A 15,801-nucleotide genomic window follows, 5' to 3' on the forward strand; every position below is an offset into this window, starting at 1 on the left:
AATAGGCTAGCTATTGACGCGTAAATTCGCCTTGTTTCCACTTAAAATTTCTAGCTAGAGAAAAACAGAATTAAGTTTCATTAATATTCAGTTGGGTAGTAAATCTCTTAACCAGAGTTCAAGTTATTTAAAACCGAGTCGTTAAGGCAACATAATCGGAATATGTTTCGCTAAGCTCTTTATGAGTGCCTTGCGCTACAAGGCTGCCATTTTCTAGCCAAATAATGTTATCCATTTGCGCTAAAAGAGCAGGGTCGTGGGTAATGGTAAGTACGCTTGCGTTATTCATTACCTGCATAATAGCGCTCATTACCGTTTGCTTAGATTGGTTATCAAGCCCTTCAGTAGGCTCATCAAGTACTAAAATGGCTGGGTTTTGTAATAAAGCTTGCGCAATGGCTATGCGCCTTGATTGGCCTTGAGAAACACTTCTCCCACCTGTGCCTAAACGGGTTTTTAAACCATCTTGTAGCTCATTAAACCAAGGTTTGAGCTGTGCAAGGTTAATGGCTTCAAGCATTTCTTCTTTTGTGGCGCTTGGCTTTGCATAGCGTAAGTTTTCACTTAATGTGCCATCAAAAATATGATGCTGCTGCGCAAGTATATTAATAACGCTTGCGCGGGTGTTGCTGCTTAGTGCGTGGAGTTCTTCTGCGTTATTTTCATCGCTTAGCCTAATACTGCCTTGCTGCACTGGCCATAAACCGGTGAGTAAGTTAACCAAGGTGCTTTTACCACTGCCGCTTCTGCCTACAATCGCTACTTTTTGCTGTGCTTTAAGGGTAAAGCTGATATTAGTTAAAGCACTGTGCTCCTGGTATTTATAGCCAATGTTATTAAGCGCCAAAGTTGTATTGTTTTTATCAAACTGCATCTCAATTAACTCAGCGCTATTAGCTTCTTGCGCTGTGACTTTATCTTCCAGTGTAAATAGTCGATCAGCGGCTTTGAGTACAGTGGGCAGCTCTATAAATGCATTAGGCAACAGTAATACAGTTTCAAAGCTTGCTAATACAAATAGGCTTAACATAGCAAGCTCTACATTTACCATAGCGCCGCTGTAAACCAAAGGCACAATAGTGACTATGGCGCCAAGCATAGCTAGCTGCACAACCAGCAAACTTAAACCGTCGCTATTTGCGAGTGCTTTATGGCGACTATAAAGTTGTTGATTATACTGCTCGTTTAGTTCATTACATTTTGAAATTTGCCCAGCACGTGCCTGATAAATACTCAGCTCTCTAAGGCCGGTTAGGGTGTCAGAAAGCTCTGCTCTAAGTTGTGCACTGAGCTGTGTTTCTTTATGGCTATTTTTATTTAATTTAGCACTCAACAGCGCAGGTAAAACAACGCCAATTAATAAAATGCCTATAAAACAAATAAGCGCAACATTGGCGTTATAAGCCGCCATAAACACCATAATTATGGGCACACTCAACAGCGCTACCAGCATAGGTAGTAATATGTTTAAGTAAAACTTATCAAGCGCATCCACATCATTTTGTAAGCGGTTAACTAAATCGGCGCTGCGGCTCATTGCTAAATCTACATTGTTTAGCTTACTTAGCGTGGCAAACATATTAACACGTATTTCACTAAGCAATAAAAACGTCGCGTTATGTGTTACTAAGCGCTCACCATAGCGTGATGCAGTTCGTACAATCGCTAAAAATCGAATAGTCCCTGCGGGTGTAAAGTAGTTCATTTGTACGCCTGCGATACCTGCTGCCGCCATTGAGGCTAAAAACCACCCCGATATAGCTAATAAGCCCACATTTGCAAGTACCGTTAACGTCGCTAAAAAAGTACCCAGTAGCATGGCTTTATAATGCGGGCGGCAAAGCTTTAATAGCCTAATAAAATTAGTCATTGTTTGCTCCTTGCGCTTGTAAATTAAGGAGTGATTTAAATGCGCCTTGTTGTTGCTCAAGTTGGCTGTAAGTACCTTGCTGTGCTATTTCGCCATTTTGCATAACAAGGATATTGCTTGCGTTTTTGACTGTATTTAGCCGGTGGGCAATGACCAACACTAAGTGGTTTTTAGCGTAATTATTTATAGCCTGCTGAATAAGCTGCTCGGTTTGGCTATCAAGGTGGGCTGTCGGTTCGTCAAGCACTAAAATAGGTGCTTGTTTTAAAAACGCCCGTGCAAGGGCTATACGCTGCTTTTGACCGCCAGAGAGCCCTTCACCTTGCTCACCTATCAGGGTGTCGAACCCATTCTCTAACGTGTTTATAAAATCTAAGGCGCCCGCTTGGTGTGCCGCTTGCTCAAGCTCTAGTTGCGTAGCGGCTGGCTTAGCTATTTTTATGTTATCGCTAATGCTTTGATAAAAAAGCGTTGGGGTTTGGGGGATCCACGCAATTGCGTTTTGTAATGTACTCATGCTTGTAGCATCAAGTGGTTTATTATTAATGCTTATTTGTTCAATTACCTGCGGATGAAACCCTAATAAACAATCAAATAAAGTACTTTTACCTGAGCCACTAGCACCTACTACTGCCACTAGCCCTTTAGCGGGTAGCGTAAGGTTTATAGTTTTTATGCCTTCGTTACTGTTTGGGTAGGTAAAGTTTAAGTTGTTTATGTTTATTGAGCTTATATGCTCCTCAAACTTTGTTTCATGTTGCTGTGATTGCTCAGGAAGTGGGGCATTTAAAATAGTAACCATATCGGCCGCAGCGCTTATGCCTTGCAAGCGGGCATGGTAGTGGCTGCCTAGTTGGCGCAGGGGTAAGTAAAATTCTGGGGCAAGTAGTAAAACAACAAAGCCGGTTGCAAAATCAAGCGTGCCAAAAAACAGTCTAAAACCAATGATTACCGCCACCAGCGCCACACTAATTGTGGCTAAAAATTCCAGCGCAAATGATGATAAAAAGGCAATTTTTAAAACTCCGAGTGTAGCGTGCCTAAAGTCATCAGAAATTTTGGCTATTTGTTTTAGCTCTTTTTGCGTTGCGTTAAACAATTTAAGTTGTGTTAAACCTTGTACGCGGTCAAAAAAGTAATTACCTAGTACGGCCAGTTGCTGCCATCTTTTTTGATTTAACGCCTCGGCCTTTGAGCCCACCAAAATCATAAAAAACGGAATAAGCGGAGCGGTTAATAAAAATATTAAGCCTGCTTTATAGTCGGTTGGAAAAATAACCACCAATATTGCCAGCGGAATAAGCGCGCTATAAGCAACGCCAGGCAAGTATTTAGCGTAGTAGTCGTGCAGTGCTTCAACGCCATCGTGCACGGTGTTAAGCGTGGCTCCTTGGCCGTGTTGTTCAATATAACTTGGGCCAAGTTGCGTTAATTTGGTTAATAAGGTTTGGCGCATAGCCGACTTTATTTTAAGTGCCGCATAAGCACTGAGCCTTTCACTGATAGCTAAAAACAGGGCTCTGAGTAAAATAATACCCGCAAGTGGCCAAAGTAAATGGGTTACTTGGTTAAGGCTTGCGCCTTCAAACATCACATTATGAATAGTTTGTGCCAGTAAATAGGCGCCTGCAATCATTAAAATAGCGTTAAATGTGCCCAGTGCAATACTTAACTTTAACCATGCACCCGCAGGCTTACTTTGCCGTTTTAAAAAAGCGCGCAGAGATTGCTGCTGCGCGCGATTTGGTCGGGGATTAGTCGTCATCTTTTGTGTTGTTAGCTTCGTTTAGTAAATCGTGCATCGGTTGTTCATCATCAGCTATGCTGTTTTTATTTTGATGAAACTCGTACCACATTACATTTATAACACCTAAGGTACAGGCTAAAAGTACACCTAAAATCCAAGCGAAATACCACATAATTTAGTCTCCTTAGTAGCTACCGTGCGTGTTGTTTTCAATTTCGTCTACCGTTACTCTGCGCCACATTTTTACGTAACACCAGGTGGTGTAGGCCAAAATTAACGGAATAAATATAACAACAGCAACAAACATAATATTAAGCGTTCTGTGGCTCGACACCGCATCCCAAATAGTTAAGCTAATATCTGGGTTATTAACAGATGGCATAATAAATGGGAACAGCGATACACCCGCCGTCATAATAACGCCAATTAACATAATACTGGTTGAAATAAGCCCAAGCGCTGGCTTGTTTAGTTTAGAGAACAGTAAAGCACTGAGTGCCATAACAAAGCCTAAAATAGGGAAGGTCATTGTCCATGGGCGCTCGCTGTAATTATTAAGCCACGCACCTTGCGCTGTGCTTACAACTTTTGCCAACGGATCTGCATGGCTTTGTGTATCAGGCATAGAAACAATTTGGTAGCCATTTATGTTTGCCACCCAAAAACCAGCAGCCGCAAACAGTACAATAAATACCACTAATGCGTAGCGGCCATATTGCGCTGAGCGCTCTGCAACGGCATCTGCTGTGCGCAGTTGTAGCCACATGCCTGCATGGGCAATTAACATGGTGATACTAATTAAACCTGCCAGTAGGCCAAATGGGTTGAGTAAGCCAAAAAACGAGCCTTGGTAACTTACACGCAGTAAGTTATCAATATTAAATGGTACACCTAAAAATAAGTTACCAAATGCCACACCAAATACTAAAGCCGGAATGGCGCTGCCTGCAAACAAGCCCCAATCCCAGTTATTACGCCAGCGTTTAGAGTCTATTTTTGAGCGGTAATCAAAACCTAAAGGTCTAAAAAATAACGCAAACAATACCAGCATCATGGCAAAGTAAAAGCCCGAAAATGCAGCGGCATACACCATAGGCCACGCTGCAAATAAAGCGCCGCCTGCGGTAATAAACCATACTTGGTTACCGTCCCAGTGGGCGCCAATGGTGTTGATTACCGTGCGGCGCTCTGAGTCTGTTTTACCAACTAGGCGAAGCAGCATCGCTACGCCCATATCCATGCCATCGGTAATTGCAAAGCCTATTAGCAGTACGCCAATGAGCAACCACCACAGCATTTTTAATGTTTCATAATCAAAAATCATAATTGCTCTCCTGCGTCTTTATCTGCTTTGTTTGGTAACTCAAAGTGATACTTACCTGTATGTAACGAGCTTGGGCCTTGTTTAATAAAGCGCACCATTAACCAACCTTCTACAATGGCAAGGCCAGTGTAAAAAATAATAAACCCAGTTAAGCTAATTAAAATATCGTTTACCGTCAGTGACGAGGTGGCTAAAAAGGTCGGTAATATTTCTGATATAGCCCAAGGCTGGCGACCATATTCAGCAACGATCCAACCAAATTCTATTGCAATCCATGGTAGCGGAATACTTAATACTGCAGCCCACAGTAGCCAACGTTTTTGCTCAATAATACGGTGTGCGTTGTAATAAAATGCCAATACAAATACGGCCAGCATAGCTACACCACAGGCCACCATTATTCTAAATGACCAAAACATAGGCCCCACTTTAGGGAACGAGTCTTTAACTGCCATTTGAATGTGCTCTTCTGTGGCATCTACTACATTGGGGGTATAGCGTTTTAGCAGCAAGCCATAACCTAAATCGGCTTTAAGAGAATCAAATTTAGCTATGTTTTTTTCGCTGTCATCGCCATTTCTTAGCTTTTGGAGGTATTCGTACGCTATCATGCCGTTACGAATGCGTACCTCGTGTTTTTTCTCTAAATCAGAAATACCAATAACTTGCTCATCTAAAGAGCGGGTAGCAATAATACCCAGTGCGTAAGGTATTTTTACTGCTGCATGAGTTACCTGCTCATCTGAGTCAGGAAAACCAAGCGCGGTAAACGCAGCGGGTGCTTCTTCGGTGTGCCACTCAGCTTCTATTGTTGCTAGTTTTACTTTTTGAACTTCGCCTACTTCGTAGCCTGATTCGTCACCTAATAAAATAACACACAGTATGGATGCTAAACCAAAGCCCGATGCCACCGAGAACGAGCGCTTAGCAAAGGCTAAATCGCGACCTTTTAATATGTACCAACTACTAATGCCCAGTACAAACATAGAAGCGGCTACGTAACCTGCCGATACCGTATGAATAAACTTAACCTGCGCCACAGGGTTAAATACAAGCTCTGCAAAGCTGGTCATTTCCATACGCATGGTTTGATAGTTAAACTCTGCCCCTACTGGGTTTTGCATCCACCCGTTAGCTATTAATATCCACAGCGCCGACATATTAGTACCTAGCGCCATTAAAAATGTAGCGCCCAAATGTTGGCGTTTAGTTAACCTATCCCAGCCTAAAAAGAACATACCCACAAAGGTCGACTCTAAAAAGAATGCCATTAAGCCTTCAATAGCGAGCGGGGCGCCAAATACATCGCCTACGTAATGCGAGTAATAAGACCAGTTAGTACCAAACTCAAACTCCATGGTCAGGCCCGTTGCCACCCCAATGGCAAAGTTAATACCAAACAATTTTCCCCAAAATTTAGTCATATCACGATAAATTTCGCGACCGGTCATAACATAAACCGATTCCATAATAACTAAAATCCAGGTCATACCTATGGTTAAAGGTACGAATAAGAAATGGAAGAGTGCGGTAACAGCAAACTGCAATCGCGATAGATCCACAAAGGTTTCATCTATCATTTTTGGCTCCTTGAGGGTGACGGGTTAACAAGGCAATTAATAATTGGCAAAGTTAAAATTAATGAACTTTCAGTAATTACTGAAAGTTTGGAATATTATTTACGTTTGCACAATTTTTGTCAATAAACATATTAGAAAAAGTTAATATATATCCACCATGCTACATCAGTATGAAATACAAACAATCGTTTGGTACTAAATTAGTTACAAATAATCGTTAATTTAAAGCGTTTAACCAAACATTAAAACACGGTAAACTAACCGCTATGAACGCCTGATAAATAAAGTCGAATGAATAAAGAGAAAAAACAACTACGTATTGGTATTGTGGCAGGTGAGCTGTCGGGCGATATTTTAGGCGAAGGCTTAATTAAAGCACTTAAAACGCACTTTCCAGATGCCATATTTGAAGGCATTGCAGGGCCAAAAATGCAGGCGCAAGGCTGTAAAACGCTTTACGATATGGACGAGCTCTCGGTAATGGGGCTGGTTGAAGTATTAGGGCGTTTACCGCGTTTACTTAAAATACGTAAGCAGCTGGTGCAGCACTTTAAAGATAACCCACCCGATGTATTTATAGGTATTGATGCGCCCGATTTTAACCTACGGGTAGAAAAGCCTTTAAAAGATGCCGGTATTAAAACCATTCAATACGTAAGCCCGTCGGTTTGGGCATGGCGCGAAAAACGCATTCATACCATTAGTGCTGCCACAAATTTAGTGCTTGCTTTGCTGCCGTTTGAAAAAGAATTTTACGATAAGCACCAAGTACCGTGCACATTTGTAGGGCACACCTTAGCTGACGATATAGCGCTTGAGCACGACGATAGCCAAGCTCGCCAAGAACTTGGCCTAAATACCGACGACAAAGTACTGGCCTTACTGCCAGGTAGCCGTGGCTCAGAAGTAGGCTTGCTCAGCGAAACCTATATAAATACAGCTGCGCAGTTACAAGCGCAAAACCCAGATCTTAAAATAGTGGTGCCGCTGGTTAACGAAAAACGCAAAGCGCAATTTAGTGAAATTTTAAATGCCACTGCGCCAAATTTAAATGTAAACCTACTCGATGGTCAGTCAAAACTAGCCATGCAAGCAGCCGATGCCATTTTACTGGCATCAGGCACAGCAACGCTTGAAGGCATGCTGTATAAAAAGCCTATGGTGGTGGGTTATAAAATTAAGCCAATGAGCTATTGGATTTTTAAAACCTTGTTTACCTTTAACATTAAATATTTTTCACTGCCTAACTTATTAGCCGATGAAGAACTCGTGCCGGAGTTTTTACAAAGTGAATGTAACGTGGCTAATTTAACGGGCGCACTTACGCCTATGCTAAATACCGATAATAAAGAACTAAAAGCACGCTTTTTAGCCATCCACGAAAAAATTAGATTAAATGCCAGCAAACAAGCAGCTAATGCTGTGGCGGAGTTAATAAATGCAAATTGAACGACCCAACGTAACCTTAATTGCCGGTGTAGATGAAGTAGGGCGTGGCCCGCTTGTTGGCGATGTTGTTACCGCTGCGGTAATACTTGACCCAGCGAATCCTATTGCAGGTTTAGCTGACTCTAAAAAGCTAACCGACAAAAAGCGCCAAGCACTGGCTATAGAAATAAAACAAAAAGCGCTGTGTTATGCCATTGGTCGTTGTAGCCCATCAGAAATTGACGAGTTAAACATTTTGCATGCAACTATGCTTGCAATGACACGTGCAGTTGAGGGGTTAAGTACGCAACCAGAGTTTGTATTTGTAGATGGTAACCGCTTACCTAAATTAGCTATGCCGGCTCAAGCAGTTGTTAAAGGCGACAGTTTAGTGGCTGAAATTTCAGCAGCCTCTATTTTAGCCAAAGTAGCGCGTGATGATGAAATGCTTGAGCTTGATACACGCTACCCGCAATACGGGTTTGCAGGGCACAAGGGGTATCCAACTAAAGCACATTTTGCAGCGCTTGAGCAGTACGGTGCTATTGAAGAGCACCGTAAAAGCTTTAAGCCGGTACAACGTGTGCTAATGCAAGCAAAGGGCGAGGCATAAATAATGGCCGCTCCAGATTTTGTACATTTACGGGTTCACTCAGACTTTTCAATGGTCGATGGCTTAGCTAAAACCAAGCCTATTGTTGCTAAAGCGCAAGAGCTTGAAATGCCGGCGCTGGCAATTACCGATCAAATGAACTTTTGTGGTTTAGTGCGTTTTTATGGCGCAACCCACAGTGCCGGTATTAAACCCATAGTGGGAGCCGATTTTTGGTTGCGCAGCCCAGAGTTTCCAGATGAGCCAAGCCGTATTACGTTGCTAGCTAAAAACAACGACGGTTATAAAAATATTACCTTATTAATATCTGAAGCTTACCAGCGCGGGCATATATTTCATCGCCCGGTGATTGACCGAGAATGGCTAGTTAAGCACAAAGAAGGGCTTATTATTCTCTCAGGCGCAAAAGATGGTGACTTAGGTAAAGCCTTATTAAAAAATAACCCAGGCGTTATTGAATCTGTAGTGAGCTTTTATAAGCAGCATTTTAGCGATCATTACTACGTAGAGCTTATTCGCACCGACCGTCCGCTTGAAGAAGACTACCTGCATATGGCGGTAGAGCTTGCAGCAAAAGAGCAGCTGCCCGTTGTTGCCACAAACGAAGTGGTTTTTTTAAAGCCCGAAAACTTTGAAGCGCACGAAATTCGTGTGGCTATTTTTGACGGTTACACCCTTGATGACAAACGCCGGCCTAAACGGTTCTCACAAGAGCAATACCTAAAAACGCCTGAGCAAATGGCAGAGCTATTTAGCGATATTCCTGAAGCGCTGCAAAATACGGTAGAAATAGCCAAACGCTGTAACGTAACGGTGCAACTAGGCACTTACTTTTTGCCTGATTACCCAACCGGCTCGTTAAAAATTGAAGACTTTTTAGTTAAGGTTTCAGAAGATGGCCTTGAAGAGCGCCTGCAGTTTTTATTCCCTGATGAACAAGAGCGACAAGAAAAACGAGGCGAATACGACGAGCGCTTAAAAGTAGAACTTGGTGTAATTAACCAAATGGGTTTCCCAGGCTACTTCTTAATCGTAATGGAGTTTATTCAGTGGAGTAAAGATAACAATATTCCAGTGGGGCCGGGGCGTGGTTCGGGTGCGGGTTCATTAGTGGCATATGCCCTAAAAATTACCGACCTTGATCCACTTGAATTTGACCTACTCTTTGAGCGATTCTTAAATCCTGAACGTGTATCAATGCCCGATTTCGATGTCGATTTTTGTATGGACAGGCGTGATGAGGTAATTGACCATGTATCGGCATTGTATGGCCGTGATGCGGTATCACAAATTATTACCTTTGGTACCATGGCTGCAAAAGCGGTTATACGCGATGTAGGCCGTGTACTTGGCCACCCTTATGGTTTTGTTGATCGTATTTCTAAGCTGATCCCAGGGGATCCCGGGATGACGCTTGCCAAAGCGTTTGAGGTAGAGCCGCGTTTACAAGAAGCCTACGATGGCGACTCAGAGGTAAAAGATTTAATCGATATGTGTCGCATCCTAGAAGGATGTACACGTAATGCCGGTAAACACGCCGGTGGTGTTGTAATATCGCCAACGACCATTACCGACTTTGCTGCACTTTATTGCGATGACGAAGGTAAGTTTCCGGTAACACAGTTTGATAAAAACGACGTAGAAACCGCAGGCCTAGTTAAGTTCGATTTCTTGGGCTTACGTACCTTGACCATTTTGCAGTGGGCTGTGGATATGACCAACGTGCGCATGAAGCGCGAAGGCAAAGCGCCCGTTGATATAAACACCATTCCACTGGATGATAAAAAAAGTATAGAGCTATTACTGCGCGCCGAAACAACCGCGGTATTCCAGCTAGAATCGCGCGGCATGAAAGACCTCGTACGCCGATTAAAGCCCGATTGCTTTGAAGATATGATTGCATTGGTAGCCTTGTTCCGCCCAGGCCCACTGCAATCAGGCATGGTAGATAACTTCATCGACCGTAAGCTTGGCCGAGAAGAAATTTCATACCCAGATGCCCAATACCAACACGAAAGCTTAAAGCCCATACTTGAGCCTACTTACGGCATTATTTTGTACCAAGAACAAGTAATGCAAATTGCCCAGGTACTAGCAGGCTATACGCTTGGTGGCGCCGACATGCTACGTCGTGCAATGGGTAAGAAAAAACCTGAAGAAATGGCCAAGCAGCGTTCAACCTTTGAAGAAGGCGCACGCAATAATGGTATAGACGGCGAACTGGCAATTAAAATTTTCGACCTGGTAGAAAAATTCGCAGGTTATGGTTTTAATAAATCTCACTCGGCAGCGTATGCACTGGTTTCGTACCAAACGCTGTGGATGAAAACGCACCATCCGGCAGAGTTTATGGCTGCGGTAATGTCGGCCGATATGGATAACACCGACAAAATAGTAATCTTGGTGGATGAATGTGAAAACATGAAGCTCACCTTATTACCGCCTGATGTAAACGCCGGAGAATTTAAGTTTACGGTAAACCTGCAAGGTGAAATTGTTTACGGTATTGGTGCTATTAAAGGCGTAGGTGAAGCGCCGGTAGAGGCCATTTTAGAAGCGCGCGCAAAAGGCGGCCCATTTAAAGATTTATTTGATTTTTGTGCCCGTGTAGATTTAAAACGCTTAAATAAACGTGTAACCGAAAAATTAATTTACGCCGGTGCACTTGATCAACTCGGGCCAGAGAAAACCCAAGCAGGGCGTGCAACATTACTGGCAAGTTTAAAAGATGCCATGCGCGCTGCCGATCAGCACAACAAAGCTGAGCAACTTGGGCAAAGCGATTTATTTGGCTTACTGGCCACCGAGCCTGATGAAGTTGAGCAAGCCTTTATTAAAGCCACACCGCTTACCGATAACCAATGGCTTGATGGCGAAAAAGACACGCTAGGCCTTTATTTAACAGGGCATCCGATAAATCAGTATCGCCGTGAACTTAGACATTACACAAGCGGCAAGCTGGTGGATTTACAGCCAACAAATCGTGATGTACTCTCTACGGCGGCGGGTTTAGTTATTTCAGCGCGGACCTTAATTAATAAAAAAGGAAATCGTTGGGGCTTAATAACTTTAGATGACAAGAGCGCCCGTATTGATGTACGCTTGTTTCCTGAGCAGTTCGAAATGTACCAAGAAATGCTTCAAGTAAACAATATCTTGGTAATATCTGGACAGGTCAGCTTTGATAACTTCTCCGGTGGCATTACAATGACCGCCAGAGAAATAAACACCATTGCTCAAGCGCGTGAAAAACGCATTAAAGCGATTAAAATGACGCTGAACATGGTGCAAATCGAGGCAGGTTTCTTCGATAAATTACAAAAAGTACTCGAACCTTATAAAATGGGAACGTGTCCGATCAAGGTTTATTACCAGCGCCCCGATGCGTTGGCTCAATTAACCCTAGGGATCGAATGGTGTGTTACGCCGAGCGACGACTTAATTCATAAGTTATCACTCATGGCGGCACAAGATGTAGAACTAGAATTTAACTGATTAGGTAGTTTAGAGCATGAGCCTCAATTATCTTGATTTTGAGCTTCCGATTGCAGAATTAGAAGCAAAAATTGAAGAATTACAAAGCATAAGCCGCGCTGGCGAATTAGACCTTGAGTTAGAAGAGGAAGTCAGCAAATTAAAAGAAAAAAGCGCTAAGCAAAAAGAGGAAATATTCTCAAATTTAGGCGCTTGGCAAGTATCGCAGTTAGCGCGTCATCCGTTGCGTCCTTACACTCGAGATTATATCGAGCGCATTTTCACGGAATTTGACGAGTTTGCAGGCGATCGTACTTTTGCTAACGATCCGGCTATTTTAGGTGGTGTTGCACGTTTAGATGGCGAACCAGTAATGGTGATTGGCCAGCAAAAAGGGCGTGATACAGCTGAAAAAATTAAACGTAACTTTGGTATGCCAAAACCAGAAGGCTACCGCAAAGCGCTACGTTTAATGGAAATGGCCGAGCGTTTTAAAATGCCAATTATGACCTTTATCGACACGCCAGGGGCATACCCAGGTGTGGGCGCTGAAGAGCGCGGTCAGTCTGAGGCAATTGCACGTAACCTAAAAGTAATGGCGGCACTTAAAGTACCCACAATTTGTACGGTTATTGGCGAAGGCGGCTCTGGTGGTGCATTAGCCATTGGTGTTGGCGACAGAGTTAACATGTTGCAATACAGCACGTACTCAGTAATTTCGCCAGAAGGCTGTGCTTCAATTTTATGGAAAAGCGCCGATAAAGCACCACTTGCCGCAGAGGCAATGGGTGTAACAGCAGAGCGCGTTAAAGAGCTTGATTTAATTAATAACTTAGTTGAAGAGCCTTTAGGCGGCGCACACCGCAATTACGATGCAATGGCACGTAACTTAAAAACACGTTTAAAACGTGACCTTGCTGACTTACAAGCGCTATCGCTTGAAGACATGCTTGATCAACGCTACAAACGTTTAATGTCGTTTGGTTACTGCTAATTAGCTAACCAACGCATTTATTGTTAAAAAAGGCCGCTTATGCGGCTTTTTTGTTTTAAAATACTGCAAACATTAAATTTATAGCGTATCCATGCAAGCATCATCTATTTATCAGCACGTTAAACACGCCCTTGAGCACTTTTTTAAGCACCAGCAGTATAACTTTACGGTGGCGCTTTCGGGTGGCGTGGATTCGGTGGTATTGCTTCATGTAATGCACTTATTAAAACAAGCGCAACCAAAGCTAAACGTAAACGCGATTTATGTTAATCATGGTTTAAGCCAATACGCGAATGACTGGCAGCGCTTTTGCCAAAACTTGTGCGCTGAGCTAAATGTACCGTTTAATGCCGCGCAGGTAACAATAAACCCGCAAACACGAACAAGCCTTGAAGCGCAGGCACGTGAGGCGCGTTACAAAGCACTTGATGAGCTAAGCCCCGCGGGCAGTGTTATTTTGCTGGGTCAGCATTTAAACGATCAAATAGAAACGTTTTTACTGCGGTTAAAGCGCGGCTCTGGCTTAAAAGGGTTAGGCGCAATGCAAAAAATGCGTGAATTACAAAGCGGGCGAATATGCTACAGGCCGCTTTTAAACATAACGCGCAGTGATATAGAGCACTTTGCCACAGAGTTTAATATTACGCACATAACTGATGACTCAAATACCGATGAGCGTTTTGATCGTAACTTTTTACGTGCGCGTGTAGTGCCTTTACTTGCAAAGCGCTTTAAAGGTTTTGAGCACTGTGCTGGGCGCAGCATTGAGTTACTACAGCAACAACAAGCGCTACTTGATGAGTACACTGAACTTGATTTAAAACAAAGCGTAAACGCCCAGCAAGCACTGAGCGTTAGCCAACTAACCACCTACAGCGACGTGCGCATAACCAATGTGGTTCGTGCGTGGCTTAGCTTATTTACCCAAGTAATGCCCTCACAAAAGCAACTTTTGCAAATAATTAACCAAGCCATAAATGCGCAGGCTGATGCGCAAATGCAAGTTGATTTAAGCGAGGGACAAATACGACGCCATCAAGAGTATTTGTATTTTGTTACACCACACGCGCTATTAGCCGATGAAGCGCTAACGAGCAATGAGCTTGCGCTTAATGATGGGCGCGTATTAATAAAGCAACAAGGTAAAGGCCTACGTGCCCCACTGCCAAACGAGCAAGTCACCGTGCGCTTTAATTGTAATAGTGCGCGTATAAAGCCGTTAAAAAAGCCTGGCAGCAATACGCTTAAACACTGGTTTAAAGATGCAAAAGTAGCCCCGTGGTTAAGAGAGCGCGTGCCTTTAATATTTTATAACGATGAGCTTGTGCAAGTTGTTGGTTATTTTGTAAGTGAAAAACACCAAGACGAAAACGGCATTTTTTGGGAGTGTAAATAAATGAAAGATCAGCCACATGTTGGCTTATCGCTAGTTAGCAAAGCGCCGATGGGTATGTTAATAACAGCGTTAGTTGCTGTTATAGCCAATGTATTATTAGAGCTTAATATTATTACGTTAGGTTATGCCGTTGTGGGCGGGGTGATATCGGCGGTATTACTGCTTGCCTACTGGTTAGGTAAAGGCGGGTTATTTTTTATTTTAGGCGTAAGTTTACCATTGGTTTTAGTGTTATTTACCCCGCTTGCAAGCATAACAGCATTGCTTAATTTAGTGAGCGGCTTCTTTTTTGGCTTTTGTGCAGCCTTGTTTGTTTATAAATTACTGGCTAATAAATAATTAAATTGTAATAAAAAAGCTTAGCGGGGGAAGCTAAGCTTTTATAAATAATAGAGTTATATAAATACTAATATGCCTTTGCACAGTTGCGCCCAGAGGCTTTTGCCTTATATAAGCCTTTATCGGCTCTAGCAAATATTTCCGTTTCGCAATCTTGGCTATTGGCTAGGGTAAAGCCAATGCTGGTGGTTACTTTGTATTTAGACATTAAACTTGAGTTTCTGACTAAGTGCATAATGCGCTCAGCAACCACTTTGTTTGTTGTAAACTCGGGGTCTTCAATAATCAGCGAAAACTCATCGCCACCAAATCTAAATACAGAGTCTGTGCCGCGTATACTGCTACAAAGTACCTGCGAAAATTCTTTTAAAACATCGTCACCTACTTTATGACCATAGTTGTCGTTTACTTGCTTAAAGTTATCTAAATCAAGCAGCATTAAACTAAAAGGACGCTGGTAACGGCGGCAATTTTCGAGCTTTTGCGATAACATGTCATTAAATTGGCTACGGTTATTTAACCCGGTAAGCGCATCTTTTGTGGCAAGTTTTAACACTCGGCTGTACATCATTGCGTTACGCAGTGGGTACACAAGGGCGCTGTGCAAGGCACGTAATTTGTTTTCAATCGCTTTACTAATAGGGTATTGGCTAAAGTAAATTAGTTGTCCTAAGTGCTCGCGACCAATAGCTAAATCGTAAGAGTACGGGCTAGTGTTCGTGTTGCTATCTGAGGTTTGTGCAGTGCCGAGCGTTGATTGAAACTGCAGCCCTGAAAAGTTAAGTAGCTGTTTGGCAAATTTTGCATAAATAGCCAATACATCTTCTATTACTAGGCTTGTTTGTAGCTCGGTAACTAAATCGTGCGTTGCCGCTGTTTCGTTTGTGTGTGTTTGCTCTGCCGAAAACGGCAAAAAATCGCCGCGCCCAGACACGCGTTGTGTCAAAATATGGACATTTTCCATTAAAATCTTCCCCCAGGGTGTTACTTTGCAATAACTAAGCTATTTTTATGCCATATTTTAAAATTGCTTGAT

At 42.9% G+C, this 15,801-nt stretch carries 12 protein-coding genes; 6 read left to right on the plus strand and 6 right to left on the minus strand.

Annotation, left to right across the window (positions count from 1 at the left end; genetic code table 11):
- Positions 1–127: 127 nt before the first annotated feature.
- From cydC to SJY38_RS03945, 5 genes are read right to left on the minus strand one after another with little or no spacing between them, the layout of a single operon-like run.
- Positions 128–1,870 carry a thiol reductant ABC exporter subunit CydC gene (gene cydC, locus SJY38_RS03925; protein ID WP_377109307.1) on the minus strand — a complete coding sequence of 581 codons (1,743 nt, stop codon included), beginning with the start codon at positions 1,868–1,870 and terminating at the stop codon, positions 128–130.
- Entirely contained in the window at positions 1,863–3,635 is a 1,773-nt protein-coding gene (gene cydD / locus SJY38_RS03930; RefSeq protein ID WP_377109309.1) for a thiol reductant ABC exporter subunit CydD, read from the minus strand. Before cydD ends, cydC begins: the two co-directional genes overlap by 8 nt.
- On the minus strand, positions 3,625–3,789 hold the full coding sequence (gene cydX, locus SJY38_RS03935; protein ID WP_004586934.1) for a cytochrome bd-I oxidase subunit CydX: 165 nt from the start codon (positions 3,787–3,789) through the stop codon (positions 3,625–3,627). The genes cydD and cydX overlap by 11 nt, the downstream gene beginning before the upstream one ends.
- Before the next feature lie 12 nt (positions 3,790–3,801).
- On the minus strand, positions 3,802–4,941 hold the full coding sequence (gene cydB, locus SJY38_RS03940) for a cytochrome d ubiquinol oxidase subunit II (RefSeq protein WP_024033821.1): 1,140 nt from the start codon (positions 4,939–4,941) through the stop codon (positions 3,802–3,804).
- On the minus strand, positions 4,938–6,521 hold the full coding sequence (locus tag SJY38_RS03945; protein WP_377109310.1) for a cytochrome ubiquinol oxidase subunit I: 1,584 nt from the start codon (positions 6,519–6,521) through the stop codon (positions 4,938–4,940). The genes cydB and SJY38_RS03945 overlap by 4 nt, the downstream gene beginning before the upstream one ends.
- A 291-nt stretch (positions 6,522–6,812) precedes the next feature.
- Here SJY38_RS03945 and lpxB point away from each other — a divergent pair, with 291 nt between their 5' ends.
- The 6 genes from lpxB (at position 6,813) to SJY38_RS03975 (ending at position 14,765) form a co-directional block, all read left to right on the plus strand.
- Positions 6,813–7,970 (plus strand): lipid-A-disaccharide synthase, encoded by a 1,158-nt coding sequence (gene lpxB / locus SJY38_RS03950; RefSeq protein ID WP_054983468.1) that lies wholly within the window; start codon positions 6,813–6,815, stop codon positions 7,968–7,970.
- A complete protein-coding gene (gene rnhB / locus SJY38_RS03955) occupies positions 7,960–8,562 on the plus strand; it encodes a ribonuclease HII (protein WP_054983467.1) in 603 nt (200 codons plus the stop codon). Before lpxB ends, rnhB begins: the two co-directional genes overlap by 11 nt.
- A 3-nt stretch (positions 8,563–8,565) precedes the next feature.
- The gene (dnaE, locus tag SJY38_RS03960) at positions 8,566–12,057 is read left to right on the plus strand and encodes a DNA polymerase III subunit alpha (RefSeq protein ID WP_121637744.1); all 3,492 of its coding nucleotides are present in this window, start codon (positions 8,566–8,568) and stop codon (positions 12,055–12,057) included.
- A 16-nt stretch (positions 12,058–12,073) separates the two neighbouring features.
- Entirely contained in the window at positions 12,074–13,030 is a 957-nt protein-coding gene (accA, locus tag SJY38_RS03965) for an acetyl-CoA carboxylase carboxyl transferase subunit alpha (RefSeq protein WP_004586940.1), read from the plus strand.
- A gap of 91 nt (positions 13,031–13,121) precedes the next feature.
- Complete coding sequence (gene tilS / locus SJY38_RS03970) at positions 13,122–14,426, plus strand: tRNA lysidine(34) synthetase TilS (protein ID WP_377109311.1); 1,305 nt, start codon at positions 13,122–13,124, stop codon at positions 14,424–14,426.
- The gene (locus SJY38_RS03975; RefSeq protein ID WP_055253102.1) at positions 14,427–14,765 is read left to right on the plus strand and encodes a hypothetical protein; all 339 of its coding nucleotides are present in this window, start codon (positions 14,427–14,429) and stop codon (positions 14,763–14,765) included.
- A 67-nt stretch (positions 14,766–14,832) separates the two neighbouring features.
- On the opposite strand, the gene SJY38_RS03980 is transcribed toward SJY38_RS03975, so the two are convergent.
- Positions 14,833–15,729, minus strand: a complete 897-nt coding sequence (locus SJY38_RS03980) for a GGDEF domain-containing protein (RefSeq protein ID WP_024033826.1) — start codon at positions 15,727–15,729, stop codon at positions 14,833–14,835.
- Positions 15,730–15,801: the final 72 nt, after the last annotated feature.

This window comes from Pseudoalteromonas sp. R86517 (assembly GCF_042466295.1).
GTDB lineage: Bacteria > Pseudomonadota > Gammaproteobacteria > Enterobacterales > Alteromonadaceae > Pseudoalteromonas > Pseudoalteromonas atlantica.